This window comes from Nonomuraea dietziae (assembly GCF_014195505.1).
Classification (GTDB): domain Bacteria; phylum Actinomycetota; class Actinomycetes; order Streptosporangiales; family Streptosporangiaceae; genus Nonomuraea; species Nonomuraea roseola.
Genome location: NZ_JACIBV010000001.1, coordinates 7,986,581 through 8,012,197 on the forward strand (window position 1 = coordinate 7,986,581; position 25,617 = coordinate 8,012,197).

Genomic DNA, 25,617 nt, shown 5'->3' on the forward strand with positions numbered 1-25,617 from the left:
CTCACCTTAGGAGTTCCAAATGTCGGTATCCCGTAGGGGATTCGTCGCGGCGGCCACCGGCCTGGGCGCCCTCCTGGCCCTCGCCGCCTGCGGCGGGGAGCCGGCGTCCGCGCCCGCCGCCTCCGCCGCGAACGCCGCGCAGACGAGCGCCGCCACCCCCTTCTCCTACACCGACGACCGCGGCAAGAAGATAGACCTGCCGAAGACGCCCACGAAGATCGTCGCGCAGGTCGGCTCGGCCGCCGCGCTCTGGGACTTCGGCGTGCGCCCCATCGCCGTCTTCGGCCCCCACAAGCTCGAGAACGGCAAGACCGATCCCCAGGTCGGCAACGTGGACATCACCAAGGTCCAGGGCCTGGGCAACGTGTGGGACGAGTTCAACGTCGAGCAGTACATCGGCCTGCAGCCCGAGCTCCTGGTCAGCAGCATGTACCTGAAGGACGACCTCTGGTACGTGCCCGCCAAGTCCAAGGACACGATCGAGAAGGTCGCCCCCACCGCGGGCGTCATGCTCACCGGCAGGAACGCCACCGAGGTCATCACCAAGTACGGCGAGCTGGCCGCCAAGCTCGGCGCGAACCTCGACGCCCCCGAGATCACCCAGGCCAAGACCCGCTACGAGGCGGCGCTGGCCGAGCTCGAGAAGCTCGCGGCGAAGGGCCTGACGATCGAGCTGGTCTCCGGCAGCCCCGACGCGATGTACGTCTCGACGCCCGAGATGGTCCCCGACTTCAAGCTGCTGAGCGACGCGGGGCTCGACATCGTCAAGCCCAAGGTCGACGCCCAGGGCTACTTCGAGCCGCTGAGCTGGGAGAACGCCGACAAGTACAAGGCGGACGTCGTGCTGTTCGACAGCAGGACCCAGGCGCTCGGCCTGGAGGAGATGAGGAAGAAGCCGACCTTCGCCAAGCTTCCCGCGGTCGCCAAGGGCCAGATCTACCCGATGTGGGTGGAGACTCCTTACAGCTACCAGAAGTGGGCCGACCAGCTCGAAGAGCTCGTCGCCAACCTGCGGAAGGCTAGTAAGCTCCCCTGACCTCGACGATCTCGGCCAGCGGGAACTCGAGGTAGTCGCCCGCCTCCTCGCACCAGGCGTCGAGCGTGCCGCCGCGTAGCTCGCCGTGGCTTATCGTCGCGGTCAGCCCGTCGGTCAGCGTGATGCCCGCCCGCACCCCGCGGTCGACGACGAAGCCGAGCAGCGACTGCTGGGCGGTCGGCAGCCTGGTGGCGTTCCTGCCGATGATGGCCCAGGTGCGGCCGTTCTGCTCGGCGCCCTCCTGCGACTCCAGCAGGCGGCGGGCGTGCTCGTGCGGGTCGGGCGGCGGCTCGGCCAGGGCGTAGGCCCCGTGGTGGAGCTGGGAGTCGAGCTCGGCCACCTGGCCGCCGGGCAGCAGGATCAGCTTGCCGTTCTGCGCGTCGGAGCCTGCGCTTTTGGAGCGCCTGATGGTGATCTCCCCCGTGTCGGCGATCGGCACGGGGGCGTAGCCGTTCTCGCGCAGCGCTGCCAGTGTGCGCTCGGCGGGTGTGGAGCTGACCAGCACGGTGGGGGCCAGCAGCCGCAGCCCCAGCCTGGACAGGCGGCGATGCGCGGCGATCTCGGCCAGCAGCGCGGGGTCGGAGGCCTGCACGATGCAGGCCACCGTCGTCACCGTCACCTCACCGTGCCTGCGCGCGACGTCGCGCACGAGGTACTCCAGCGGCTGGGGGATCTGACCGACCTCGCTCAGCTCGGCGAGCAGCTCGTCGGCGTCGTAGCCCACGTCGAGCGCGCCGCGGACGCTCTCGGTGGTGAAGCGCCACACCGAGGCGGCCCCCCGCGACTCGCGCTCGGCCACCCTGTCGAGCAGCTCGGCCAGCTCGGTGGAGGGCGGGGCCCGTGACCACCGCGGTCAGGTCGGGGCCGAACAGCGCGCTCCTGCGCACGCTGGCCAGCGCCCTGGTCGAGGCCTCCACCAGCACGGGGTCGTGCTCGACGAGCGGGACGGTGTCGTCGTTCTCGTCGCCCGCGTGGGCGGCCAGCCCCGCCAGCGCCCTTCCGAGGTCGGTGAGCGCGTCGTTGGCCAGCACGCCGAGCAGCCTGGCCTCCTCGAGCGCCGCCGCCGCGCAGTCGGTCAGCAGGGCCTGGTCGAGCAGCGGCGCGTGCCAGTGGGCGTTGCGGACCAGGCTGCCCCTGTCAGCGAAGGCGGTGCCCGAGGGCAGGTGCGACAGCACCCCCAGCACGGCCCTGCGGACCCTGGCGACGGCCGCGCCGCTCTGGTCGTCGCCGAGGACGGTGGGGTACTTGCCCTCGATCTTGCGCAGCGACGAGCGCTCCATGCGCCACCAGGCCGACAGCAGCACCCGCAGCCTGGCCGAGCCCTCGTCGAGCCGCCACCTGTCGAAGCGCTCGGTGGGGACCATGCCGCCCGACTTCTCGTCGAAGGCCAGCAGCCTGGAGACCGCGCAGATCTCCAGCAGCAGCCTGGTCTCGTCCTCGTCGCAGCCGGTCTCCTTGGCGACCCTGCGCACCTCGCGCACGCCCACTCCGCCGGTCTTCAGCAGCGGCAGCGGGGTCTTGGCGGTGTTGTCGAGCAGCGCCGCGCACCGTTCGACGACGTGCGGGGCGGCCAGTGTCATCAGGTGGTCGACCTCTTCGGGATCGACGGGGATCGTCGCGATCTCGGGAGGCTCGGGGGAGAAGGGCGGGTGGTAGCCGGGCCCGCGCACCGACAGCGCGACCTCGCGCGGCATCTCGGCGACCTCCCATCGAGGGCGGTAGAGCAGGCCGTGGTCGGCGGCCCACTTCTCCGGCGTGCCCAGCATCACGAACCTGCCGCCGTCGACGTCGCGGACGGGGCCGTCCCACGCGAAGTCGGCCAGCAGCCGCTCGGTGCCCTCGGGGGCGTTGCGCAGCAGGGCCGCCAGCCGTACGCCGTCGGAGAGCACCTCGGTCACCCTGGCGATCGTGCGCCGCTTGTTGCCGTGGGGCGGGAGGCCGAGGTTGCGGGCCAGCGCGCGCAGGGTGTCGTTGCTGACGGTCCAGGAGTTGAGGTAGTGGTCGAGCGGCTCGCCGAGGCCGAGAGGCGCCGCCCACCAGCGGGAGACCGCCTCGGCCAGGTGGACGCGGCCCTCGTCGTCGGGCCAGGCCAGCGCGTGGTCGTAGAGGACGTCGAGCCAGGGGGTGAGCGTGGCGACGGGCGCGTCGAGGAAGGCGGCGAGGCGATCGGGCGGAGTGCGGTCGCCGAGCACCAGGCAGGCCTGCGCGATCTCCAGACACGGCAGCGGGAGCGCCCGCATGGCCTCCATGACGGCGAAGCCGTTGCCCAGGCGCTGGGCGAGCGTGTCGAGCCGCCGCGGCCACGGTGCCGCTATGGCGTCAGGTCGGTTGGAGAGGACGCGCGCGAGCCTCGCTTCGTCCAGTGTTCGCAGCCAGCCGAGCAGGTGATCATCCATCTGTCAGCACTCTCAGTGGGTCGCGCGCGGGGACTCGCCTTGAGCCTTGACCATCCACGTGGCCCTCACTACCAATGAGAAACGTGCGTCACAGACTCGGAGGCTGGCGCACGTTTTTCTCATGTGATGCGAGGCAGAACTCAGCATACGCGCTCGTTGCCCGGGTGTCCGGGCTTCGCACTCAGGAGAGAACGGCCCAGACGATCTTCCCGTACGGCGAGAGCGCCGACCAGCCCCAGCGCAGGCTCAGCGACTCCACGATGTGCAGTCCGAGCCCTCCGACGTCGAGCGGGCCCGGGTAGCGCAGCACGGGAACGGAGGCGGCGGGATCGGTGAACGCGCAGGTGACCAGCGCGCCTCTGCGCACCAGCGACATGCGCACCGGCTCGTGGTGCCTGGCCTCGGCCAGGGTGAGGCCGTGGCGCAGCGCGTTGGTGGCCAGCTCGGAGACCACGAGCTCCATGCTGTCGGAGAGCTCGCCGAGCCCCCAGCCCGAGAGCGTGCCGAGGGTGAAGCTGCGGGCGGAGTGGACGGAGGCGGCCGAGGGCGGCAGGACGAAGGTGGCGCTGGCGCCGATCGCCGTGCCGGGAACGAGGAGGTCGCGCGCCGCCTCAGGCCACCAGCCGACCGGGGGCCACCAGTCGAGGGTGGTCCACAGGCCGAGGGGTTTGGTGGACTGCACATTGATCATTCTGGGGCAGAGTCTCGTGCAGGTGCAAGAGCGAATGCACGTGCAGAAGTAGGGGCCAGCCGCTACGGTTTGCCAGGTATCGGTAAATCGGGTGGCAAAGGGGGATCTTGTCGCGACCCATGATCTTTGGGGCGCGAGGTGACAGACTGTCTGGTACGGAAACGACCAAGGAGCAGCACGTGTCCATGGATCCGCCGGGTTCTGGCTCAACCGTTCGGCGCATCATGCTCGGCGCCAGCCTGCGTCGCCTGCGCGAGGAGCGCGGACTCACCCGTGATGTGGCCGGATTCCACATCAGGGCCTCCGAGTCCAAGATCAGCCGCATGGAGCTCGGCCGCGTCGGCTTCAAGACACGTGATGTGGAAGACCTTCTCACGCTGTACGGCGTCAGCGACGACGCCGAGCGGCGGGCCCTGCTGGAAATGGTCCGCGAAGCCAACACCCCCGGGTGGTGGCACAAGTACTCTGCCGTCCTTCCCCAGTGGTTCTCCACCTATGTGGGCCTGGAGGAGGCCGCGAGCCTGATCCGCACCTACGAGGTGCAGTTCGTGCCCGGCCTGCTGCAGACGGCGAACTACGCCAGGGCGGTCTACCAGCTCGGCAACCCCGACGCCACTCCCGAGGACATCGATCAGCGCGTGCATCTGCGCATGCAGCGGCAGGAGCGCTTCACCCGCAAGGACGGCCCCCGTCTGTGGGCGGTCATTGACGAGGCGACCCTGCGGAGGACGATCGGCGGCGGAGAGGTCATGTCCGAACAGCTTCAGCATCTGCTGCACGTGGCGACCTTCCCCAACATCACCATTCAGGTGATGCCCTTCAGGTACGGCATGCACGCCGCCGAAGGGGGCGCCTTCAGCATCATGCGGTTTCCCGAGTCCGACCTGTCGGACGTCGTCTACGTCGAACAGCTCTGGGGTGCCCTGTACCTGGACAAGCGTGAGGACATCGACCCGTACCTCACCGCCATGGAGCAGCTGTGCGTGGAGAGCACCACGCCGGGCGGCACCGTGGAGCTCATCGACGGTCTTCTCAGAAAGATGTAGATGGAGCACACCTACAACGGCATGCCCGCCACCGACCTCACCGAGGTCGCCTGGCGCAAGAGCCGCTACAGCAACTCGCAGGGCAACTGCGTGGAGCTCGCGGAGCTTCCAGACGGCGGGATCGCGGTTCGCAACTCGCGCTTCCCCGAGGGCCCCGCGCTGATCTACACCCGTGACGAGATCCGGGCCCTGGTGCTCGGGGTGAAGGACGGGGAGTTCGACGGCCTGCTGGTTTAACACGGTGTTCACCTCCGGCGCACCCGCTTAACGGGGTGCGCCGGAAGGCGTAATAGTCCGGTCTCGAGGCTCCTGCAGGATTCACTCATGATCGACCAGATGACGCTCTACCCGATCGCCGACGACGTGCTCATCGCGCCAGGCGGCAAGGTGGTGATCCGCACCTACGGCGTGGGCGCCGCCGTCCCCGACGGGACGGTCTCCTACCGCACCTGGGTCACGGGGGTGCGTGACCAGCCCCGCTACTGGCACTGGGGTCACTTCGAGGACGCCGCCTCGGGGCACCGCAGGGTGCTGGAGTGGCTCACCGGGCGCGGTCCCCAGCCGGTGCCTGCCGTGGCCTGATCACCAAGGGACGTGCCGGTTCGGCCGATTACCGACCTTGGACCCACTTGTGCACGTCTCTCGTTGAGATACGCTCGAACCCGAGCAATCGCTTGGTTCGATCTCGGGAGGCCCGTGTGCGACGAGGGATCCACCTGCTCGAGGAGGTCGACTTCCGGCCGATGAACTCCCGCAGGCCGCTGGAGTACCTCACCTGGCTGACGCGCTACAAGCAGGAGGACGCCGGGCGCGCCGCGCCCGAACTGACCGAGGGGATGTCCATCCGCTCCCGCGAGATCGACCTCGTGGGCGCCTTCTACGCCGTCGGCATCACCGGCCACCAGCAGTTCAAGGCCGTCACGCTGTGGGACTGCCACGGCGGGTGGGAGGGCGGCTGGCGGCAGATGATGGAGATCTACTCGGGCGTCGACTCGCGCCTGTTCCTGTCCGACATCGACGACCTGCGCTTCTCGGCCTTCTCCAGGCCGCTCGGCGCCGTCCACGGCAGCCCCGCGCTGTCCTCGACGCGGCCCGCTCCGCTGTTCGTCTTCGAGAGCGCCTCCGTACGGCCGGGCGCCGCCCTCGACTACCTCGAGGCCGTCCGCTCCGAACGCCTGCCCATCCTGGCCGACCACGGCCACACGCTGGTCGGCCTGTACGAGGTGCTGTTCTGCGACAGCGAGGTCGTCACGGTCTGGGGCACCACCCTCGACGCGCACCTGGCCACGCAGCGGGCCAGGGACGCCGCCCTCGGGCTCGACGACGAGGCCGTTCCCGACGAGCGGCTGCTCACCTGGGGCAAGCGGGCCCGCGACTACCTGTCGGGGCCCTGGAGGGAGACGCTTCTGGTGCCGTTCCCCGGTAGCAGGCTCTCGCCTACACCGGCGCGTTCCAGTTGAGGATCACCGGCTCGGCGTGCTCGAAGCCCAGCCGGGAGTAGGTCCCGGTGTCGAGCCTGAAGAACCTGCCGTTCTGCGGCGGCAGGCCCAGCCATCTGGCGGTGAGCACGCGCAGGAAGTGACCGTGCGCGACCAGCGCCACCTGGCCCTCGGCCCCCTTCGCCCGCGCGATCACCCGGTCGGCCCTGGCCGCCACCTGCTCGGCGCTCTCGCCCGGGTGGTCGTGGTCGCCGGGGACCACGCCGTCCCTCCACAGGTACCAGCCAGGACGGCTCTCGCGGATCGTCGGCGTGGTGATGCCCTCGTAGCCGCCGTAGTCCCACTCCCACAGGTCCTGGTCGACCTCGTAGTCGGTCAGTCCCGCCAGGTCGGCGGTACGGCGCGCCCTGGCCGCGGGGCTCACCAGCACCAGGTCGAAGGAGCGCGCCTTCACCAGCGGGGCCAGCGCCCTCGCCTGGTCCTCGCCGTGGGGGGTCAGCGGCAGGTCGGTGCGGCCGGTGTGGCGGCCCGCCCTGCTCCACTCGGTCTCGCCGTGTCTCAAGAGCATCATCTCGTCCATATCAGGACCATCATCTCCGACCGCGCCCGCTCGCCTTCCCGCCGGGTTGACCTCAACTCGGCTTGAGGTTGCATCGTGGGTGGCGAGCACCACGAATGGAGAAGCTGATGCACGCCGTCGTCCTGCACGCCTTCGGCCCCGCCGAGAACCTTTCCTACGAGAGCGTCGAGGACCCTGTGCCCGGCGAAGGGGAGGTGCGCATCGCGGTGAAGGCCGCGGGGGTGCACCTCATCGAGACGCTGCTACGCACCGGGGCGACGATCGGCCCGCCGGTGCCCGAGCTGCCTGCCGTCTTCGGCGGTGAGGTGGCGGGCGTGGTGGAGGCCGTAGGACCCGGCGTCGACGGGTCGTGGCTCGGCCGCAGGGTCGTGACCGGCAGGAGCAGGCCCGGAGGGTACGCCGAGCTGAGTGTGGCCTCGGTCGAGTCGCTGCACGCCGTGCCCGGCGAGCTCGGGTTCGAGGAGGCGGTGGCCATGATCGTGACGGGCACCACCACCATGGCGCTGATCGACCTGGCCGCGCCCACCGCCGACGACGTCATCCTGGTCAACTCGGCCGCCGGCGGCATCGGCCGCCTGCTCGTCCAGCACGCGCGCAACCTCGGCGCCAGGGTCGTGGGGGCGGCGGGAGGGCCGGCGAAGGTGGCGAAGGTGCAGGCGCCCGCCGTCGACTACGACGTGCCGGGCTGGAGCGCGCAGGTCGGAGAGGTGAGCCTGGTCTTCGACGGGGTCGGCGGCAGCAGGGGCCGCGAGGCGTTCTCGCTGCTGGCCCCCGGCGGCAGGCACATCGTGTACGGCAACGCCTCGCGCGAGGAGACCGAGGGGCCCACGCCCGAGGAGGTGAAGGCCAGGAACATCACCTCGATCTACGCCATCGAGCGGATCCTCGGCTGGCCCGGCGGGCTGCGCGGCCTGGAGGAGCGCGCCCTCGAGGCCGCCGCCGCCGGCCGGCTGTCACCGGAGATCCACGCCTTCCCGCTGTCCGAGGCCGCGGCCGCGCACGCCGCGCTGGAGAGCCGCGCCACGACGGGCAAGGTCGTCCTGATTCCCTGACCCTCAGCGACCGGACAGCTCCTCGACGATCGGGGCGAAGGCGTCCAGGTCGCGCTCGTGGTGGAGGACGAAGTAGGACAGGTCGTAGCCGTCCCTCCAGTGGCGGAGCCTGTCGACCATGTCGCGACGCGTGCCGAGCAGCACCTGCGGAGTCTCGCCCTGTCCCGAGGGGTCGGCCGCGCTCCACGACTCCACCGGGCCGGCCGTGCCCACCTGCTGGATGCTGGTCCCGAGCTCCAGCCGGTCGTAGCGCTCCCCTGCGGCCTCGCGCACCAGGGAGAGCTTGGAGAGGAACGCCGCGAGCCCCGCGTCCGCGCCGTCGGGGCCCGTGCCGTCGGCGCGCACCCGCATCCCGAGGTTGACCACGTCGGCCTCGCGGGCGGCCAGGGTGAGCACGCGGGGGCCGCCGCCGCCCAGCAGGAGCCGTGGGTGCGGGCGCTGGACGGGCTTGGGCTGCTGGTCCAGAGCCTCGATCCGGTAGTGCGCGCCGGAGAAGGAGAAGGGGCCGGCGCCCCACAGCCCCTTGAGCACGGTCACCGCCTCGGCCAGCCTGGCCACCCGCACGGCGGGAGGGTCGAGCGGCAGCCCCGCCGCGCTGTAGTCGGCCGCCATCCACCCGGTGCCGAGCCCGAGCTCCAGGCGGCCGTCGGACAGCAGGTCGAGGGTGGCGCTCTCCTTGGCCAGCACGGCGGGGTGCCTGAAGTCGTTGGCGGCCACCAGCGTGCCGACCCTCAGCCTGGAGGTCGTGCAGGCGGCCGCCGTCATGGCCGAGAAGGGTGCCAGGCGGGGGCCGACGAGGTGGTCGGGCACCAGGAGCACCTCGAAGCCCGTGGCCTCAAGGCGCCTGGCCTTGTCCGCCCATGCCTTGCCCGACTCCGCCTGCCGTACGACCGCCGCGAACCTGAACCGCCGCATCCCGACTCCCTACCAAGCGTTTGGTAGACACCATAGGCCGGGGCGGGCCGCCGGTGAAGCTCACCGGTCGTTCAGCAGGCCCAGCGCGACGCCGCCCATCCCGATCGCCATCAGCAGCCAGGCGCCGCCCGCCGCGAGGTCGCCGAGCCCCGCGAACCAGGGGACCGGCACCAGCACGGGAGCGACGATCAGCGTGATCGCCGCCCACCGGGGGGCGGTCCTGCCCAGCAGCGCGGCGACGCCGAGCAGGAGGAAGCCGAGCAGGCCGAGGAAGAACGACATGCCGAAGATCGAGGTGGGCAGGCTCTCCCCGTAGGCGGTGTAGATCTTGGTGAGGGTGGCGGGGTCCACTCCGGCCTGGACGCCCGCGTACAGGACGTCGTCGGAGTTGCCCCCCACCGGCACGATCATGACGAAGGCGAGGATCATGGCGACCAGGCCGAGAGCCGGCCTGCCCGCCCGGGCGACCCTCGCCACGGCCAGGGCGCCGGGGATGATGGTGATCGCGCTGAGAGCCGACAGCCATGCCGAGGCCGGGTAGGAGTCGGCCTCGGCGATGAAGCCTCCGACGTAGGCCGCGCCCTCGGCGGTGATGTCGCCGGGGGCGAGCAGAAGGGTGAGCGCGAGCGTCAAGGGCGCGATGACGGCCGAGGCGAGCATGGCGTAGCGGACGAAGGTGTCGGCTCCCGATCGGGGAGTCGTGTCGAGGCTGGTCATGCCCAGAGACTCCGCCCCGCGCGCATCCGGCGCATGAGTAGGTCCCTACTCAATCTTGTTTTACCAAGCGCTTGCTCAGACACTGTGGGCATGGACGTGCGCCCCGCGACCGACGACGAGGTCGCCTTCTTCCACACCAACGGCTGGGTACGGCTGCCGCGCCTGCTCGACCCCGCAGGCGCGGCCGTCCTGCGGGAACGCGCCCTGGCCAGGATCGGCGAGAGGTCCAGGGTCCACGCGACGCTGGTCGACCAGGCCTTCGGACAGTCCCGCGACGTCGCGGCGGACGACCCGCTGTTCGGCGAGCTGAGCGCCGCCCTGGCGCCCAACGCCGTGCGGCTGCTGCACGGTGTCGCCTCCGTCCGGCTGCAGGTGACCAACCTGCTGGTGAAGGAGCCGGGCGAGCACGGCGCCACCGAGTTCCACCAGGACTTCCCCTGGATGCCCATGGACCGCTCGGCCATGCTGACCATCTGGCTCGCGCTGGTCGACGTGCCCGCCGACATGGGCTCGCTGCGCTTCTACAGCGGCTCGCACCGCCACGGCCTGCTCGGCAGGAGCTTCACCAGGGCGGGCGACGACCAGCTCACCCAGCATCCATGGCTCAAGGAGCTGGAGACCTCACCGCCGCTCGACCTCAGGGCGGGTGACGCGACCGTGCACCACGCCCTGACCGTGCACGGCGCGCCGGCCAACCGGCGCGACAGCCCGAGGCTGTCGTTCACCGCCACCTACTTCGACGCCGACGCGCTCTACACCGGCATGCCGTACGGCCAGACCGACGGGCTGGGGCTCGCGGTGAACCAGCCCTTCGACCACCCGAGGTTCCCGTGCCTGTGACGGTGAAGGGCGAGGTCGGCGACCTGGGCGCCACGCTCATGCACGAGCACGTCTTCGGCCTGAGCCCCGAGATCCTCTGGAACTGGCCCGACATCCCCGAGGGGTGGGACCTGGAGGTCAGGGCGCGCGAGGCCGCCGCCAAGCTCGACGCGGTGAAGGCGGCGGGCATCGACACCATCGTGGACCTCACCGTGGTCGGCCTCGGCCGCTACGTCCCCGCCGTCCAGCGGGTCGCCGAGCTGACCGAGGTCAACATCGTGGTGGCCACCGGGCTCTACACCTACGACGCGCTGCCGCCCTACTTCGGCAACCGCGGCCCGGGTAGCCTGTTCGGCGGCGCCGACCGGCTGGCGGAGTTCTTCGTCAGGGACCTCACCGAGGGCATCGGGAGGACGGGCGTGCGGGCGGCGATGCTCAAGTGCGCCTCCGACCACCTCGGCATGACGCGGGGCTGCGAGCGGGTCTTCAGGGCGGTGGCCGAGGCGCACGTGGCCACCGGCGCGCCCATCACCACCCACAGCGCCCAGCCGGGAGGGCTGGAGCAGCAGCGTGTCCTGGCCAAGGCGGGCGTGGACCTCACCAGGGTGGTCATCGGCCACGCCGGCGACTCCACCGACCTGGCCTACCTGGAGGAGCTCATCGCCAACGGCTCCTTCCTCGGCATGGACCGCTTCGGCATCGAGACGATCAGCTCCTTCGACGACAGGTGCTCGGTGGTGGCCGCCCTGTGCGAGCGCGGCCACGCGGGCAGGCTCGTGCTGTCCCACGACTCCTACTGCTTCAACGACAGGTTCGACCCCGACGTCGTACGGCGCCGCCACCCCAACTACCACCTGCTCCACATCCCCACCGACGTCCTGCCCGAGCTGCGAAGGCGTGGCGTGACCGAGGAACAGATCCACCAGATGCTCGTCGACAACCCGCGGAGGATCCTCGGATGGACTTCGACGTCACCCAGGACTGGCACGTCGCCTCGCCGTACGACTTCCTGAGAACGCTGCGGCACCAGCAGCCGGTCTTCCACAGCGCGCACCTGGGCGCCTACGTCCTGACCAGGTACGCCGACGTGCGCGCGGCCTACGGCGACCCGCGCGTCTTCTCCTCGAAGGGCTCGCTCACGATCTCTCGCAGCCTCACCGAGGAGACCAGGAGGAGGCTCGGCGAGCACGGCTCGTTCCTGTCCAGCTTCGTGGCCAACGTGGACCCGCCCGACCACACCCGGCTGCGCCGCTCGGTCTCGCGCGCCTTCACCCCGCGCGCGGTGGCCGCCATGGAGCGCCGCTTCCGCGAGCTCAACGAGAACCTGCTCGACCGGCTGGCAGGGCGTCGCGAGGCCGACTTCGTCCAGGAGGTCGCGCACGAGCCCTCGGTCAAGCTCACCGCCGCCTTCATCGGCGTGCCGGAGTCCGACGAGAGCTTCGTCCAGCACCGGGTCAAGGACTGGTTCCAGCTGTTCCTCTCGCCCCAGCCGCCGGACAGGCAGCTGGAGCTGGCCGACAGCTTCCTCACCTACCTCGACTACGTCGACAGGCTGGTCGCGGCCAGGGCCAAGGAGCCGCGCGACGACTTCACCTCGCTGATGACCTCTCTCATCGGCAAGGAGCTCACCCACCGCGAGGTGGTCGAGCTGATCTCCACGATCCTGCTCGGCGGCAACGACACCGTGCCCAACCAGCTCGGCAACAGCGTGCTGCGCCTGCTGCGCGAGGGCCTCTGGCCGGTGCCGCCCGAGCGGATCCCGAACGCGGTCGAGGAGTGCATGCGGATCGACGGCGCCTCGCTCGGCTCCTTCCGCCACACCACCGCCGAGGTCGAGCTGCACGGCGTGCGCATACCTGCCGGGGCGCTGGTGCTGCTGTCGACCGACTCCGCCGCCCACGACGAGACCGTCTTCCCCGACCCCGAGACCTTCGTGATCGACAGGGCCAACGCCGACGCGCATCTGGTCTTCGGCTACGGCATCCACTTCTGCGTCGGCGCCGCGCTCGGCAGGCTGCAACTGCGCACCGCACTGGAGGTGCTCGGCCGCCGCCTTCCCGGGCTCAAGCCGGTCCCCGGCGCGCCCGTCGCCTACCGCAGGTCGATCGTCGGGCGCGGACTGCCGTCCCTGCTGGTGCAGTGGTGAGCCGCTTCGACGGCAAGGTGGCGCTGGTCACGGGGGCGGGCTCGGGCATCGGCGCCGCCTGCGCGGCCAGGCTCGCCGCCGAGGGCGCCTGCGTCGGCGTGGCCGACCTGCGCTCGGCCGCCGCCAAGAGCACCGCGGCGGCGATCAGGGCGAGGGGCGGCACCGCCATGGCCATCGCCTGCGACGTCTCCGAAGAGGTGCAGGTCGCGGCGGCGGTGGCCGACCTGGTGGGCAGCTTCGGCCGCCTGGACGTGCTGCACTCCAACGCCGCCTGCCTCGACCCCGACGTCTACGGCCGCGACGGCGACCTGGCCGACCTCGACGTCCGGGTGTGGGACAGGACGATGGCGGTCAACCTGCGCGGCGCGATGCTCATGGTCAAGCACGCCGTCCCCGCCATGGGCAGCGGCTCGGCGATCGTGATCACCTCCTCCCTCTCCGGTTACCTCGGCGACGTCGACCACGCCGCCTACGGCACCTCCAAGGCGGCGCTCACCGGGTTCGTCCGCTACGTGGCGACCATGTACGGCTCCCGCGGCGTCCGCTGCAACGCCGTCGCTCCCGCCCTGGTCATGACCGAGGCCGCCAGGCTCGCGCTCGGCCCCTCCCGCCTGGCCGACAAGGCCGCGGAGCGCCTGCTGCCGTGGCCGTGCGAGGTGGAGGACGTGGCCGCGCTGGTCGCCTTCCTTGCCTCCGACGAGGCGCGCTGCGTCACGGGACAGAGCCTGGTCATCGACTCGGGCACCTCCGCGCACCGGCCCGAGCACGCTATCCACACCTGGCAGGGCCTAGAGTGAAGATCATGGAGCCTGTCGCGGTAGGACTCATCGGCGCCGGACCCTGGGCGGAGATGGCGCACGCGCCCATGCTGGCCAAGGGGCCTCACACCAGGCTCGCCGGCGTGTGGGCGCGCCGTCCCGAGGCCGCGGCCAGGCTGGGCGCCCCCGTTCACGAGCGGATCGAGGAGCTGTTCGACGCGGTCGAGGCGGTGGCCTTCTGCGTGCCGCCCGCCGTCCAGGCCGAGCTGGCCGTGCAGGCCGCGAAGGCGGGCAAGGCGCTGCTGCTGGAGAAGCCCCTCGCGGCCGATCTCGACGGCGCGCGCAGGCTGGCCGACGCGGTGGCCGAAACGGGCGTCGCCTCCCAGATGCTGCTCACGCTCCGCTACGCCCCGCAGACCAAGGACTTCCTGGCCAGGTGCGCCCAGATCGAGGCGTTCGGCGGCCACGCGGCCAACATCTCGGGCGCACTGACAAGCGGAGGCCCCTTCGCCACGCCCTGGCGGCTCGAGCGCGGCGCGCTCCTCGACGTCGGCCCGCACGTCATCGACCTGCTCGACGCCGCGCTCGGCAGGGTGGTCGGCGTCCGCGCGCACGGCCACCCGCTCAGGTGGGTCGGCCTGCTGCTGGAGCACGAGGGCGGCGCGGTCAGCGAGGTGTCGCTGTCCATGGCAGCGGCCGGCGACCTGCCGCCGCAGCGCGTCGAGGTCTACGGCAGGCTCGGCAGCGCCCGCCTGCCCCACTTCGACGACGACCCGCTCTCCGTCGTGGCCGAGGAGTTCGCCATGACCGTACGCCGGGGCGGCGGCCACCCGCTCGACGCGGCGCGCGGTCTCCACCTGCAGGAAGTCATCGCCGAGGCGGAGGCCCAGCTCAACACCCCTTGACTTCGGGCCCACGGGGAGAATTGATAACGTGTGTCCGACGCGTAGTGCCGCAGCGAAGTCCGGTGTGATTCCGGCGCTGTCCCGCAACTGTCAAAGCCAGGTCGCCTGCCGCTGCGCTGACGTCATCAACCCTCGTGGAAAAGGGTGATCCGTCGCGTTTTCGCGGGTCTCTCGGTTCCGACAGAAAGGACTCCTCGTGAGGCCCGTACGCACGGCCTTCGCGGGCGCGCTGCTGGGAACGGTCATGCTGGCAGGCTGCGGCCAGACCAGCGCGACCCCGTCCGGCGCCCCCTCGTCCAACGCCCCCTCCTCCGCCCCCTCCGCCTCGCAGGACGCCGCCTTCCCCGCCAAGGTGCAGGCGGCCAACGGCGAGATCACGATCGCCAAGCGGCCCGAGCGCATCGTCTCGATCTCGCCGACCGCGACCGAATCCCTCTTCGCGATCGGCGCGGGCCCGCAGGTCGTCGCGGTGGACGCGCTGTCCAACCACCCGGCCGAGGCGCCCAGGACCGACCTGTCGGGCTTCAAGCCGAACGTCGAGGCGATCATCGCCCACAAGCCCGACCTGGTCATCGCCTCCGACGACACGATCGCCGCCGAGCTGGCCAAGGTCAACGTGCCCGTCCTCGTGGAGCCGGCCGCCACCAAGATCGACGACGCCTACGACGAGATCGCCGACCTCGGCCTCGCCACGGGCAACAAGGACAAGGCCGACAAGGTCGTCGCGGACATGAAGTCGGCGATGGAGAAGCTGTCCGCCCAGGCGACGGACGGCAAGAAGCTCACCTACTACCACGAGCTCGACACCACGCCCTACGCCGCGACCTCCAACACCTTCATCGGCCAGATCTACTCGATGTTCGGGCTGGTCAACGTGGCCGACAAGGCCCCCGACGCGGCGGGCGGCTATCCCAAGCTGTCGGCCGAGTTCGTCGCACAGGCCGACCCCGACCTGATCTTCCTGGCCGACGTGAAGTGCTGCAAGCAGAGCAGGCAGACGCTGTCCGAGCGGCCGGGCTGGAAGGAGCTCAAGGCGATCAAGAACGACAGCGTCGTCCAGCTCGACGACGACATCGCCTCCCGCTGGGGCCCGCGCATCGTCGATCTGGCCACGACCATCGGCCAGGCCGTGCAGAAGGCCAACGGCCGCTAGTGGTCGCGCACGCGCCCGCCAGAGCCAGGCCCCTCTGGATCGTGGCCGCCCTCGTGGTCCTCGCGCTCTCCATGATCGCCGGGATGCTGGGCGGCGCGGCGGGCATCTCGCCCTGGCAGGTCGTGCTGCAGGTGCTCGACTGGCTGCCCGGCGTCGAGATCGACGCCGGGCTGGCCCCCATCGAGCAGGGCCTGCTGTGGCAGATCAGGCTGCCGCGCGTGCTGGTTGCCGCCACGGTCGGCGGGCTGCTGGCCATCGCGGGCGGCGGCTACCAGGGCGTCTTCCGCAACCCGCTGGCCGACCCCTATCTGCTCGGCGCCGCCGCGGGCGCGGGCCTCACGGTCACGATGGTCATCGTGCTCCTCCCCGGCGGCGGGGCCGCCATCCCTCCCGCCGCGTTCGCGGGCGCGGTCGGGGGCGTCCTGCTCGCCTACGCCCTCGGCAACACCGCGGGACGGTCCGGCGGCACCGTCACCCTGGTCCTGGCGGGCGTGGCCGTCACCTCCTTCCTCACCGCGATCCAGACGTTCATCCAGCAGCTCAAGGTCGAGGAGCTCAAGCGCATCTACTCCTGGATCCTCGGTGACGTGCGCGGCGGGTGGGACCAGATCGCGCTCATCGCCCCCTACGCGCTGGTCTCGACGGCCGTGCTCCTGCTGCACGGGCGGATGCTGGACGTGCTGTCGGTCGGTGACGACGAGGCGACCGCGCTCGGCGTCAGGGCCGCGAGGGTCAGGCTCGTCGTGCTCGTCGCCGCCTGCCTGGCGACCGCGGCGGCCGTCGCGGTCAGCGGGCTCATCGCCTTCGTCGGCATCGTCGTCCCGCACGTCGTGCGCCGCCTCGCAGGGGGCTCCTACCGGGTCGTGCTGCCACTCTCGCTGATCGGCGGCGGCGCCTTCCTGGTGCTGGCCGACCTCGCCGCGCGCACCGTCATCGCCCCCGCCGAGCTGCCCATCGGCGTCGTCACCGCCTTCATCGGCGCCCCCTTCTTCGTCGGCGTCCTGCGCATGACCAGGAAGGCGGAAATGTGATCGAGGTCCAGGGGCTGTCGGTCGCGCTGGGAGGGCGGCCTGTCCTCTCCGACGTCGCCCTGACGGTGCGGCGGGGCGAGTGGCTGGCCGTCATCGGCCCCAACGGCGCGGGCAAGTCGACGCTGCTGCGGGCGATCATGGGGCTGATCCCCTGCGAGGGCTCGGTCCTGTTCGACGCGGCGCCGCTGGGCCGTCCGAGGGAGCGGGCCAGGACGGTCGCCTTCGCCCCGCAGACGCCCGGACTGCCCCCGGACATGACGGTCTTCGACTACGCGCTGCTGGGACGCACGCCGTACATCCCCTACCTCGGGCGCGAGAGCCGCAGGGACAGGGAGGTGACCGCCTCGGTGCTCGACAGGCTCGATCTGACGGCGCTGGCGGGGCGGCGGGTGGAGAACCTCTCAGGCGGCGAGCGGCAGCGGGTCGTGCTGGCGAGGGCGCTGGCCCAGGAGGCGCCCGTCCTGTTGCTCGACGAGCCCACCACCGCCCTCGACCTCGGCCACCAGCAGCAGGTGCTCGAACTCGTCGACCACCTCAGGCTCGCCGACGGGCTGACCGTCGTCACCACCCTGCACGACCTCAGCCTCGCGGGGCAGTACGCCGACAGGCTCCTGCTCCTGGCCGACGGCCGCGCGGTAGCCTCGGGCAGGCCGTCCCAGGTGCTGACTGAGGCGCTGGTGGGCAAGCACTTCGACGCGCACGTCAAGATCGAGCCGGGCCCCGACGGGCGGCCCGTCGTCCACCTGGTGAGGGGCCGTTGAACCTGTCGTACCGCATGGAGGAGGGCGAGCGCCTCGGCGCGCTGCTGTGGGAGTTCGGCCCGGGCTGGCGGATGATCTCCTCTGCGATGCTCGGAGGGGGCATCGGAGCCCGCTCCTGGGTGCTGAACGCCCAGGTCACGGCGGGATACTCACGGATGGACCCGGTGGAGCACCTGCTCTCGCTCGGCCCCGCGGGTGAGGGGGTCGGCATGATGACCGCCGCCTCGGTGGACCGCTGCACGACGGGCTCGGACGGCGGCGTCGAGGCCGTCGCCACGGTCGGGCTCCGCGTGCCCACCTGGGCCGCCGCCCCTGAGGGACACGTCGATGCCGAGCTGGCGCCCATGCGCGTGGGCACGATCAACATCATGGTGACCGTGCCTGTCGCGATGACCGACGCGGCGCTGGTCAACGTGGTGATGACCGCCACGGAGGCCAAGACGCAGGCGCTGGTCGAGGCGGGCTATCCGTGTACGGGAACCGCTTCGGACGCCGTCTGCGTCGCCGTCCCTTCCTCGGGCCCCGAGGAGATCTTCGGCGGGCCCCGCTCGCCGTACGGCGCCCGCGTCGCCCGCGCCGTCCACGCGGCGGTACGGCAGGGCGCGCTTTCGTGGCGGCCTCGTGACGGAAAGTAGCTGAAATCGGGGAAGTAGCATCTGTGCAAGGGCTGGACTCCCGATACTGAATGGGTGACCGCGATGGCGACGACCGAACCGACCACGAGGCGCACGGTTCTTCCAGGAGAGCCGCCGTTCACCGTCGACGACCTGCTCAAGTTCCCTGACGACGGGAACCGTTACGAGCTCTTCAACGGGAGCCTACTCGTGAGCCCTGCCCCCACCTCCTTCCACCAATTGGCGATCATCCGTCTCGGACGGATTCTGGAGGACGCCGCTCCACCTGAGATGCAGCCGCTGCCCACAGTCAACCTCCGGGTGAGCGACAAGGATTTCTACATCCCCGACCTCGTCGTCGTCTCTGCTGAGTCCATGGAGGACGACAAGCTGATGTTCGTTCCGGGCGACCTGCTACTGGCCGTCGAGGTCGTCAGCCCCAGCACCCAGGCGCGCGACCGGGGGTTCAAGACCGAGGCCTACGCGGCCGCCGGCATCCCCGTCTACTGGCGGATCGAGCTGTCCGAAGGGCCGGCGCTCTACGTCTACCGGCTCGACGGCGACGCCTACGAGCCGCCCGTCGTCCACAAGCCGGGCGAGCTCGCCACCCTGTCCACGCCGTTCGAGGTCAGCTTCGACCCGGGCGAGCTGGTGAAGCGGCGGGGATGACCAGTCCGTAGTCGCGTCGGGCGCCCTGCTCGGTGATCAGGCCCGCCCTGAGGTCGGCCTCGACGAGGGCGCGATCCCTCGACAGCGGGGGTCCGAGACCGCCTCCCCCCGTCGTCTCGACGACGAACGCCTCGCCCTCCTCGAACCGCACGTTGTTGGCCTTCGACGGTAGCCGTTCCAGCGTGCCGTCCAGGTGCCGTCTGTAGAAGCCGCCCAGCCTGCCGGGCAGCCCGCCCTCGCGGCCCTGCGGCGCCAGGCTCAGCCGGTCGCCGCGGGTGGTGACGTGGCAGGGGGCCAGGAACCTCAGCACCGTACGGGAGCCGAGCCCGCCCCTGAACGTGCCGGGCCCTCCGGAGTCGGGGATGGTCTCGACCGACTCCACGATCATCGGGCAGCGCGTCTCCACCGGCTCGGCCTGGGGCACGGAGTTGCGGCCGATGCCGAAGTGCACGCCCGTGGCGTCGGGCCCGTCCAGGCCGCGGCGGGCGCCGACCCCGCCGAAGTCGTAGGACAGGTGGATCCAGTACGGCGCCCCGACGGCGGCGATGGAGAACGGCTGCAGGATGCCGCTGGCGGCGATGGCCCGCTCGGGCACCGCCTCGGAGAGGGCCTGGAAGACGGCCTCCATGGCGGCGTAGATCGGTACGAAGCGGCCGCCGCAGGGGTGCGGGGGCGTGGCGTTGAGCAGCGAGCCGACGGGCAGGCGCACGTCGATGGCGCGCAGGCAGCCGTCGTTCATGGGGATGGTGGGGTCGAGGAAGCAGCGCACGGCGAAGACGGCGGCCGCCATCGACTGGGAGGCGGAGGAGTTGATGGCGGCGGGCACCTGCGGGCCTGTCCCCTCGAAGTCCACCACCACGGGAGCGCCCGCCGGAGCCCCGCCCCCGCCCCCGCTCTCTCCGCCCTCGCTCTCTCCGCGTTCCGCCGTCCCCCGAACTCGCGACTGCCCGGTGACCGGGTGCGGAGCCTCCGTGCCGTGGGTGGGGAGGGTGACGGTGACACGGACGGTGTGCGGGCGGCCGGGGTGGATGCCGTCGTCGTCGATCGGGTACGACGCGGTGAAACGGCCCCTGGGCAGCTCGGTGAGGGCGGCGCGGGTGCGGGCCTCGGTGTAGTCGAGGTAGGCGTCGATCCCCTCGGCCAGCCCGGCGGCGCCGTACTCCGTGACCAGGGAGGAGAGGCGGGCCGCGGCGACGGCGGTGCCGGCCAGGAGCGCGCGGACGTCGCCCATCACCTTGTCGGGCGTGCGTGAGTTGGCGCGCAGGATCGCCTCGACGGCGGGCACGATCCCCTCGGCGGTGGCCAGCCGCACAGGAGGCAGCTGGAGGCCCTCGAGGAAGATGTCGGTGGCGAGAGGGGCCATGCCGCCCGCCGACAGGCCGCCGAGGTCCGAGACGTGGATCATGGTGGCGGTGAGGTAGGCGGGCTCGCCCTCCACGAAGACGGGACGGTAGACGAGCAGGTCGTTGGTGTGGACCCCGCCCCTGTAGGCGTCGTTCATGACGTAGGCGTCGCCGGGCGCCATGGTGGCAGGCGGGTGGTCGGCCAGCAGGAAGGGGAGGGCGACCTTGAGCGCCATGCTGTTCATGAGCGTGGTCGCCATGGACTGGGCGATCAGGCGTCCTCGGACGTCGAGGACGGCGGCGCTGGCGTCGGAGCCCTCGACGATGAAGGTGGAGTAGGCGGACCTGACGACGACGACGCTCGCCTCCTCGGCCGTCACGACGAGGGCGTTGCGCAGGACCTCCGCGGTCAGGGCGTCGTTCACGCGCCGCCCTCCCCTGTGAGGGTGACGGAGCCGTCGGGCGACAGGGCGGCGCCCCAGCCGGGCGGGACGACGATGGTGGACTCGGGGTCCTCGATGATCGCGGGACCCCGGAGGGAGCCCACGGCGGCGCGGGTGAGCACAGGGACGTCGACGTAGCCGCCGCACTCGGCGAAGTAGGCGAGGCGGCTGCGGGGCGGCCGGCCGGTGGGCCCCTCTCGGGTGCCGGGGTCGCCCGCCGTCCGCCGCCCGGCCGGGATGGTGAGGCGCAGGCGGTAGCTGACGATCTCGATCTCGCCTTCCTGGGCGATGCCGTACACCTGGTGGTACTTCAGGAAGAACGCGGAGTCCACGGACGGGCCCCATGGCACGGTGAGCTCGTGCGCCTGCCCACGGAAGCGCACGTCGACCGAGCGCTCGACCCGCAGGCCGGCCGCGCCGGCCGCGACCCCGAGGTCGGCCAGGGCGGCGGCCTCCAGAGCGGCGAAGACCGCGCCGGGATCGGGGGCTGACAGGGCCGACAGGACCCGCTCGGTGGACAGCTCACCGGCCAGCAGCCCCGCCGCCGACGCGACCCCGCACAGGGCGGGCACGACGACGGTGCCGATGCCGAACCTGCCTGCCACCCTGGCGGCGTGCATGGGGCCCGCGCCGCCGAAGGCGACCAGGACGAACCCCCGAGGGTCGATCCCGCGCTGCACGGTCACCACGTGCACCGCCGAGCCCATCGCCGCCCCGACGATCTCGTGCACGGCATGCGCCGCCGCCTCCCTTGCCACCCCGAGCGCGCCCGCCACCCTGTCCACGGCCTTCTCCGCGAGCTCGGCGGAGAGCGAGAAGGCGGCGAAGGAACGAGGAGAGAGGTAGCCGAGAACCAGGTTGGCGTCCGTGACGGTGGGGGAGGAGCCGCCCAGCCCGTAACAGGCGGGCCCGGGGGAGGAGCCCGCCGAGCGGGGGCCCACGCGCAGCGCGCCCGCGGCGTCCACCCAGGCGATGCTGCCGCCGCCCGCGCCCACCTCGGCCAGGTCGATGGCAGGGGTCTTCACGGGGACGCCGGTCCCCGCGCGACGGCCGCCGAAGCTGCCCTTGCCGCCGACGTGGAACTCGTGGGTGATCTCTGGCCGGCCGTTCCTGATCACGCACGTCTTGGCGGTCGTGCCGCCCATGTCGAAGGAGATCACGTCCGGGTGTCCGGTGAGCGAGGCGGCCAGCACGCCCGCCGCGGGCCCCGACTCGATCGTGGCCACCGCCCTGCGCGCCGCCTGGACGGCCGACATGACCCCGCCGCCCGACTCCATGACGTGCACGGGGGCGGTGATGCCGAAGGAGCGCAGCTCGTCCTGGAACCTGGTCAGGTACGACGCCATGAGCGGCCCGACATATCCGGACATGATGGTGGTGGTGGCTCGTTCATACTCCCTGAGCTCCGGCCACACCTCCGAGGAGATCACCACGCTGGGCACGAACTCCCGCAGCAGATCGGCCACCTGGCGCTCGTGCGAGGGGTCGGCATAGGAGTGCAGCAGGCACACGGCAGCCGAGGTGATCCCGCGAGCGGCGATCTCGCGGCCCGCCCGCCGTACCGATTCGGGGCACAGGGGAACCAGCACCGAGCCGTCCGCGCCGACGCGCTCGTCCACCTCGAAGCAGTCCTCGGCGGCCACGGGCGGGACGGGCGGGGTGAAGCGCAGGTCGTAGCGGTCCTCCTCGACGCGTGCGTAGCGGCCGAGAGGTATCAGGGAGCGGAAGCCCTTCGTCGTCACGAACGCCACCCTCGCGCCCGTGCGCTCCAGCACCGCGTTGGTGGCCAGCGTGGTGGCGTGCACGACCCTGGTGATCAGTGAGGGAGTAACGTCGCCGAGCGCCTGAGCGATACCGCTCATGATGCCCAAGAGAGGGTCGTCGGGTGTGCTGAGGCACTTGACGGCCGAGACCTCGCCATGAGGAGCGCGCAGCACGACGTCGGTGAAGGTGCCGCCGACATCGACACCCAACTGGTATCCCACGCCGATAACGTAGGACTCAAGCAAGCGCTTGTCACGATTGACTTTCGGCGGACCGCAGGCAGTCTGGTCTTGTCGCACGTAGGGAGCTCACGATGAGACGTCTCACAGTGCCTGCGATGGCGGTGGCCGTCGTCCTGGTGAGCGCGCCCCTGGCCATGGCGCACGAACACCCCAGCGGCATCACCGACCTCGTCACGCCCGCGGTGGTGCGCGTCGAGGCCACGGCGAAGATCGACATCACCCTGCTCGACCACGTGGGCGAGCTGCTCCACGTCGAGCGCACCTACGAGGTGCCGATCGGGACGGGCACCGGCATCGTCGTCAACCCCGAGGGCGGCGTGGTCACGCTCACCCGGGTGGTCAGCACCGACAAGGACCTGGCCGTCTACGCGGCCAACAGGGTCTTCGCCGAACACCACAAGGCGAAGATCCCCGCCGACTTCGCCAGGCACGAGGTCTCCGACGACACGCTCAACCACCACCTGGAGCTCTGCTACGACCTCAAGAGCAAGATGTCGACCTGCATCATCGACATCAAGCCCGACATCACGATCTTCCCGAACATCGCGCCCGCCGACGGTCGCGGGTTCAAGGCCGAGGTCGTGAAGCTGGGCGACAAGCCAGACAGCCCCGTCGTGCTCAAGCCCACCTCCCGCGCCGACGGCGGCGTGGGCCTGCCCACCGCCCCGCTGGCCGACAAGGTGCCCGACAAGCCAGGCTCGCCCACCTCGGTCGCCGGATTCCTGGCCAGGCCCGCCGCCGACAAGCCGGTCAAGCTCGACATCGCCCACCTCGGCCAGGGCGGCGCGGGCGAGGGCGGACGGCCCTTCGCCGACCCGGAGAAGAAGGTCGACGAGCCGGCCAAGCTCGGCAAGCTCATCGACCAGGGCATGCTCGGCGCCCCCGTGATCGGCGACAAGGACGGCCACGTCATCGGGCTGCTCATCGGCGGCGGCAAGGACGCCAAGATGATCGGCGTCCGCGAGATCACCTCCGCGCTGACGGCGGCGAAGACCCCGCCGCGCAGGGGGCCGCTCGACGCCGCCTTCGAGGCCGCCCTCACCCGCTTCCACACCAAGAACTACACCGACGCGGGCCCCGCCTTCCAACGCGTGCTCGACCTCTACCCCGGTCAGCCCGTAGCCGCCGCGCACCTGAAGGAGTCGCTGGCCAAGAAGGGCAGCGCCGCCGACACGGGGGTGCGCAAGGCCGCGCAGCCGAGGGGCACCACGATCCCGCTGTGGCCGTTCATCGTCGCGGCCGCCGTCGTGCTGGTCATCGCCCTGGGCGGCGGGTTCCTGCTGTGGCGGCGAAGGGCCGCGACGGAGGAGACGCCGCCGCGCATCGAGATCCCGTCGCCTCCTCCCGACGACGGCGCCAACCCGACCGTGATGGTCAGACGTTCCCAGGCCTTCCCTGTCGTCCCCCCGCACCAACCGCAGCCGCAACCTGTGCTGACCGCACAGCACCAGGTGAAGTTCTGTACGGCCTGCGGCATGAAACTGGGCCCCGCGCACCGGTTCTGTGGCTATTGCGGCCACCCGATCGAAACGTGATGCACTTGAACGAGAGATCCCTGATCGGCCAGGAGGTCGCCGGGTACTACATCGAGGACGTCATCGGCAAGGGCGGCATGGCGGTGGTCTACCTGGCCCTCGACCCCAGGCTGAGCCGCAGGGTGGCGTTGAAGATCCTCAACCCCATCCTCAGCGTCGACGACCGCTTCCGCCAGCGTTTCATCCTGGAGTCGAGGACCGCCTCCAGCATCGAGCACCCCAACATCATCCCGATCTACGAGGCCAACTCCGACGACCACGGCGTGCTCTACATCGCCATGCGCTACGTGGACGGGCTCGACCTGCGCCGCCTCATCTACGACAGGGGCCCGATGCCCGTCGGCCAGGTCAACAGCATCGCCGCCCAGGTGGCCGCCGCACTCGACGCCGCCCACGCCCACGACCTGATCCACCGCGACGTGAAACCCGCCAACATCCTGCTCGCGGGCGACGAAGCCAGCCAGCACGTCTACCTGACCGACTTCGGCATCACCAAGCACCGCACCTCGATCTCCGGGCTCACCCAGACCGACCAGTTCATCGGCACGCCGAGATACATGTCGCCCGAGCAGATCAACAAGGAGCACATCGACGGCAGGGCCGACCAGTACGCGCTGGCCTGCGTCGTCTACGAGGCGCTGGCCGGACGGATGCCTTTCGAGAGGGACAACGACGTCGCGCTGTTGTGGGCCCATCTGGCCGAGTCGCCCGCCCCGCTCTCGCACCTGCGCCCCGAGCTGCCGCTCGAGGTGGACGGCGTGATGATGAAGGCGCTGGCCAAGTCGCCCGAGCAGCGCTACCCGTCCTGCACGGCCTTCGTCGGCGCGCTGCGCGACGCCATCAGCGGCGAGGTGGCACCGACCAGGCCCCAGCAGCCGATGCCCAGGACGAGCAGGGCGCCCAAGCCGGCCACGACGGGCAGGCGCAGGCTGCCCGCCGTCCTGATCGGGGTCACGGCCGCCGTCGCCGCGATCACGCTGGCGGTGCTGCTCGTGCTGGCCAACAGGGGCGAGGGCATGCTGACCTACCGGCCGACCCCCGCCGTGCCGATGACGTTCACCTATCCCGAGGGCTGGACCGCGACGACCCACGTGGACCTGTTCGCGCTCGCCTCACCCAGCGCCGCGCAGTTCGAGTCGCTGTTCGTCGCGGCGGCCAACGCCGACTGGAGCGAGGTCAACGCGCTCGACCCCACCGACGCCACCGGCCTGTACGTGCAGCTCGCCGACACCTTCGATCCCAAGGCCGACCTGCAGAGCATGCAGGAGACGCTCAACACCATGCTGCCCGGTAAGGTCACCTTCACCAACGAGCCCGCGGCCGACCTGATCGCGGGCCGTACGGCCACCAGGTTCGAGGGCTACCTGCGCAGCGCGACGGGCACGGGTCAGCTCAGGGTGACCGGCTACCTCGTCGAGACGCCGACCAGGTCCGCGCTCGTCCTCTACTTCTGCGCGGAGAGCGCCTGCGACCCCGCGCTGCTGGCGAAGATCAGGGAGAGCGTCGCGCTGACTTGAGCCTGACTTGGAGGCCGCTGTACCCCCATGGGCAAGCGCGGCTGA

At 71.2% G+C, this 25,617-nt stretch carries 25 protein-coding genes; 18 read left to right on the forward strand and 7 right to left on the reverse strand.

Translation table 11 applies throughout. The features are described 5' to 3' along the window. Positions 1–19 precede the first annotated feature (19 nt). Complete coding sequence (locus FHR33_RS38015; RefSeq protein WP_183658463.1) at positions 20–1,036, forward strand: ABC transporter substrate-binding protein; 1,017 nt, start codon at positions 20–22, stop codon at positions 1,034–1,036. Here FHR33_RS38015 and FHR33_RS51005 read toward each other — a convergent pair. Both FHR33_RS51005 and FHR33_RS38025 read right to left on the reverse strand, forming a co-directional pair. Beyond that, positions 1,020–1,835, reverse strand: coding sequence for a helicase-associated domain-containing protein (locus FHR33_RS51005; protein WP_312895906.1), 816 nt, complete (start codon positions 1,833–1,835; stop codon positions 1,020–1,022). The two genes, FHR33_RS38015 and FHR33_RS51005, sit on opposite strands and share 17 nt — an antisense overlap. A gap of 1,778 nt (positions 1,836–3,613) precedes the next feature. Beyond that, a complete protein-coding gene (locus FHR33_RS38025; protein WP_183658466.1) occupies positions 3,614–4,123 on the reverse strand; it encodes an ATP-binding protein in 510 nt (169 codons plus the stop codon). 185 nt (positions 4,124–4,308) lie between these two features. Between FHR33_RS38025 and FHR33_RS38030 the strand changes: the two genes are divergently transcribed. The 4 genes from FHR33_RS38030 (at position 4,309) to FHR33_RS38045 (ending at position 6,629) form a co-directional block, all read left to right on the forward strand. Continuing rightward, the gene (locus FHR33_RS38030; RefSeq protein ID WP_491565881.1) at positions 4,309–5,169 is read left to right on the forward strand and encodes a Sco1979 family transcriptional regulator; all 861 of its coding nucleotides are present in this window, start codon (positions 4,309–4,311) and stop codon (positions 5,167–5,169) included. After that, positions 5,170–5,406, forward strand: coding sequence for a DUF397 domain-containing protein (locus FHR33_RS38035; protein ID WP_183658472.1), 237 nt, complete (start codon positions 5,170–5,172; stop codon positions 5,404–5,406). An 87-nt stretch (positions 5,407–5,493) separates the two neighbouring features. After that, complete coding sequence (locus FHR33_RS38040; protein WP_183658475.1) at positions 5,494–5,751, forward strand: hypothetical protein; 258 nt, start codon at positions 5,494–5,496, stop codon at positions 5,749–5,751. Positions 5,752–5,867: 116 nt separating this feature from the next. After that, positions 5,868–6,629, forward strand: coding sequence for a hypothetical protein (locus FHR33_RS38045; RefSeq protein ID WP_183658478.1), 762 nt, complete (start codon positions 5,868–5,870; stop codon positions 6,627–6,629). Here FHR33_RS38045 and FHR33_RS38050 read toward each other — a convergent pair. Then, on the reverse strand, positions 6,607–7,188 hold the full coding sequence (locus FHR33_RS38050; protein ID WP_183658480.1) for a histidine phosphatase family protein: 582 nt from the start codon (positions 7,186–7,188) through the stop codon (positions 6,607–6,609). The two genes, FHR33_RS38045 and FHR33_RS38050, sit on opposite strands and share 23 nt — an antisense overlap. Positions 7,189–7,295: 107 nt before the next feature. Here FHR33_RS38050 and FHR33_RS38055 point away from each other — a divergent pair, with 107 nt between their 5' ends. Continuing rightward, positions 7,296–8,240, forward strand: a complete 945-nt coding sequence (locus FHR33_RS38055) for a zinc-binding dehydrogenase (RefSeq protein WP_183658482.1) — start codon at positions 7,296–7,298, stop codon at positions 8,238–8,240. Positions 8,241–8,243: 3 nt separating this feature from the next. On the opposite strand, the gene FHR33_RS38060 is transcribed toward FHR33_RS38055, so the two are convergent. Both FHR33_RS38060 and FHR33_RS38065 read right to left on the reverse strand, forming a co-directional pair. Then, on the reverse strand, positions 8,244–9,155 hold the full coding sequence (locus tag FHR33_RS38060) for a TIGR03621 family F420-dependent LLM class oxidoreductase (protein ID WP_183658484.1): 912 nt from the start codon (positions 9,153–9,155) through the stop codon (positions 8,244–8,246). A 60-nt stretch (positions 9,156–9,215) separates the two neighbouring features. Next, positions 9,216–9,872, reverse strand: coding sequence for a hypothetical protein (locus FHR33_RS38065; RefSeq protein ID WP_183658486.1), 657 nt, complete (start codon positions 9,870–9,872; stop codon positions 9,216–9,218). A gap of 90 nt (positions 9,873–9,962) precedes the next feature. On the opposite strand from FHR33_RS38065, the gene FHR33_RS38070 reads away from it, so the two are divergent. The 10 genes from FHR33_RS38070 (at position 9,963) to FHR33_RS38115 (ending at position 18,728) form a co-directional block, all read left to right on the forward strand. Then, a complete protein-coding gene (locus FHR33_RS38070; protein WP_183658488.1) occupies positions 9,963–10,712 on the forward strand; it encodes a phytanoyl-CoA dioxygenase family protein in 750 nt (249 codons plus the stop codon). Next, on the forward strand, positions 10,703–11,704 hold the full coding sequence (locus FHR33_RS38075; protein WP_312895907.1) for a phosphotriesterase family protein: 1,002 nt from the start codon (positions 10,703–10,705) through the stop codon (positions 11,702–11,704). Before FHR33_RS38070 ends, FHR33_RS38075 begins: the two co-directional genes overlap by 10 nt. After that, complete coding sequence (locus FHR33_RS38080; RefSeq protein WP_183658490.1) at positions 11,650–12,837, forward strand: cytochrome P450; 1,188 nt, start codon at positions 11,650–11,652, stop codon at positions 12,835–12,837. Before FHR33_RS38075 ends, FHR33_RS38080 begins: the two co-directional genes overlap by 55 nt. Beyond that, positions 12,834–13,634, forward strand: coding sequence for an SDR family NAD(P)-dependent oxidoreductase (locus tag FHR33_RS38085; protein WP_183658492.1), 801 nt, complete (start codon positions 12,834–12,836; stop codon positions 13,632–13,634). Before FHR33_RS38080 ends, FHR33_RS38085 begins: the two co-directional genes overlap by 4 nt. A gap of 5 nt (positions 13,635–13,639) precedes the next feature. Next, entirely contained in the window at positions 13,640–14,500 is an 861-nt protein-coding gene (locus FHR33_RS38090) for a Gfo/Idh/MocA family protein (RefSeq protein ID WP_183658496.1), read from the forward strand. A gap of 196 nt (positions 14,501–14,696) precedes the next feature. Beyond that, positions 14,697–15,653 carry an ABC transporter substrate-binding protein gene (locus tag FHR33_RS38095; protein ID WP_312895908.1) on the forward strand — a complete coding sequence of 319 codons (957 nt, stop codon included), beginning with the start codon at positions 14,697–14,699 and terminating at the stop codon, positions 15,651–15,653. Positions 15,654–15,724: 71 nt separating this feature from the next. Further along, positions 15,725–16,684, forward strand: a complete 960-nt coding sequence (locus FHR33_RS38100) for a FecCD family ABC transporter permease (protein WP_221242373.1) — start codon at positions 15,725–15,727, stop codon at positions 16,682–16,684. Then, positions 16,681–17,445, forward strand: coding sequence for an ABC transporter ATP-binding protein (locus tag FHR33_RS38105; RefSeq protein WP_183658499.1), 765 nt, complete (start codon positions 16,681–16,683; stop codon positions 17,443–17,445). The genes FHR33_RS38100 and FHR33_RS38105 overlap by 4 nt, the downstream gene beginning before the upstream one ends. Further along, positions 17,442–18,080, forward strand: a complete 639-nt coding sequence (locus FHR33_RS38110; RefSeq protein WP_246452310.1) for an adenosylcobinamide amidohydrolase — start codon at positions 17,442–17,444, stop codon at positions 18,078–18,080. The genes FHR33_RS38105 and FHR33_RS38110 overlap by 4 nt, the downstream gene beginning before the upstream one ends. Positions 18,081–18,143: 63 nt before the next feature. Then, a complete protein-coding gene (locus FHR33_RS38115; protein WP_183658502.1) occupies positions 18,144–18,728 on the forward strand; it encodes a Uma2 family endonuclease in 585 nt (194 codons plus the stop codon). Here the strand turns inward: FHR33_RS38115 and FHR33_RS38120 are convergent. Together FHR33_RS38120 and FHR33_RS38125 are read right to left on the reverse strand one after the other, a co-directional pair. Further along, on the reverse strand, positions 18,688–20,496 hold the full coding sequence (locus tag FHR33_RS38120) for a hydantoinase B/oxoprolinase family protein (protein WP_183658505.1): 1,809 nt from the start codon (positions 20,494–20,496) through the stop codon (positions 18,688–18,690). The two genes, FHR33_RS38115 and FHR33_RS38120, sit on opposite strands and share 41 nt — an antisense overlap. After that, positions 20,493–22,499, reverse strand: a complete 2,007-nt coding sequence (locus FHR33_RS38125; RefSeq protein ID WP_183658508.1) for a hydantoinase/oxoprolinase family protein — start codon at positions 22,497–22,499, stop codon at positions 20,493–20,495. The genes FHR33_RS38120 and FHR33_RS38125 overlap by 4 nt, the downstream gene beginning before the upstream one ends. Before the next feature lie 92 nt (positions 22,500–22,591). Here FHR33_RS38125 and FHR33_RS38130 point away from each other — a divergent pair, with 92 nt between their 5' ends. Together FHR33_RS38130 and FHR33_RS38135 are read left to right on the forward strand one after the other, a co-directional pair. Continuing rightward, positions 22,592–24,055, forward strand: coding sequence for a zinc ribbon domain-containing protein (locus FHR33_RS38130; RefSeq protein WP_183658511.1), 1,464 nt, complete (start codon positions 22,592–22,594; stop codon positions 24,053–24,055). Continuing rightward, positions 24,055–25,572: a serine/threonine protein kinase gene (locus FHR33_RS38135; RefSeq protein WP_183660545.1), complete on the forward strand. Its 1,518-nt coding sequence runs from the start codon at positions 24,055–24,057 to the stop codon at positions 25,570–25,572. Before FHR33_RS38130 ends, FHR33_RS38135 begins: the two co-directional genes overlap by 1 nt. Positions 25,573–25,617: the final 45 nt, after the last annotated feature.

What these genes read in the sequence shown, in the direction of transcription:
- FHR33_RS38065 (WP_183658486.1), bottom strand. Translation starts at nt 9,872, where the DNA reads ATGACCAGCCTCGACACGACTCCCCGATCGGGAGCCGACACCTTCGTC.
- FHR33_RS38100 (WP_221242373.1), top strand. Translation starts at nt 15,725, where the DNA reads ATGATCGCCGGGATGCTGGGCGGCGCGGCGGGCATCTCGCCCTGGCAG.
- FHR33_RS38135 (WP_183660545.1), top strand. Translation starts at nt 24,055, where the DNA reads ATGCACTTGAACGAGAGATCCCTGATCGGCCAGGAGGTCGCCGGGTAC.
- FHR33_RS38040 (WP_183658475.1), top strand. Translation starts at nt 5,494, where the DNA reads ATGATCGACCAGATGACGCTCTACCCGATCGCCGACGACGTGCTCATC.
- FHR33_RS38015 (WP_183658463.1), top strand. Translation starts at nt 20, where the DNA reads ATGTCGGTATCCCGTAGGGGATTCGTCGCGGCGGCCACCGGCCTGGGC.
- FHR33_RS38070 (WP_183658488.1), top strand. Translation starts at nt 9,963, where the DNA reads ATGGACGTGCGCCCCGCGACCGACGACGAGGTCGCCTTCTTCCACACC.
- FHR33_RS38090 (WP_183658496.1), top strand. Translation starts at nt 13,640, where the DNA reads ATGGAGCCTGTCGCGGTAGGACTCATCGGCGCCGGACCCTGGGCGGAG.
- FHR33_RS38050 (WP_183658480.1), bottom strand. Translation starts at nt 7,188, where the DNA reads ATGGACGAGATGATGCTCTTGAGACACGGCGAGACCGAGTGGAGCAGG.
- FHR33_RS38115 (WP_183658502.1), top strand. Translation starts at nt 18,144, where the DNA reads ATGGCGACGACCGAACCGACCACGAGGCGCACGGTTCTTCCAGGAGAG.
- FHR33_RS38025 (WP_183658466.1), bottom strand. Translation starts at nt 4,123, where the DNA reads ATGATCAATGTGCAGTCCACCAAACCCCTCGGCCTGTGGACCACCCTC.
- FHR33_RS38080 (WP_183658490.1), top strand. Translation starts at nt 11,650, where the DNA reads ATGGACTTCGACGTCACCCAGGACTGGCACGTCGCCTCGCCGTACGAC.
- FHR33_RS38060 (WP_183658484.1), bottom strand. Translation starts at nt 9,155, where the DNA reads ATGCGGCGGTTCAGGTTCGCGGCGGTCGTACGGCAGGCGGAGTCGGGC.
- FHR33_RS38035 (WP_183658472.1), top strand. Translation starts at nt 5,170, where the DNA reads ATGGAGCACACCTACAACGGCATGCCCGCCACCGACCTCACCGAGGTC.
- FHR33_RS38030 (WP_491565881.1), top strand. Translation starts at nt 4,309, where the DNA reads ATGGATCCGCCGGGTTCTGGCTCAACCGTTCGGCGCATCATGCTCGGC.
- FHR33_RS38130 (WP_183658511.1), top strand. Translation starts at nt 22,592, where the DNA reads ATGAGACGTCTCACAGTGCCTGCGATGGCGGTGGCCGTCGTCCTGGTG.
- FHR33_RS38055 (WP_183658482.1), top strand. Translation starts at nt 7,296, where the DNA reads ATGCACGCCGTCGTCCTGCACGCCTTCGGCCCCGCCGAGAACCTTTCC.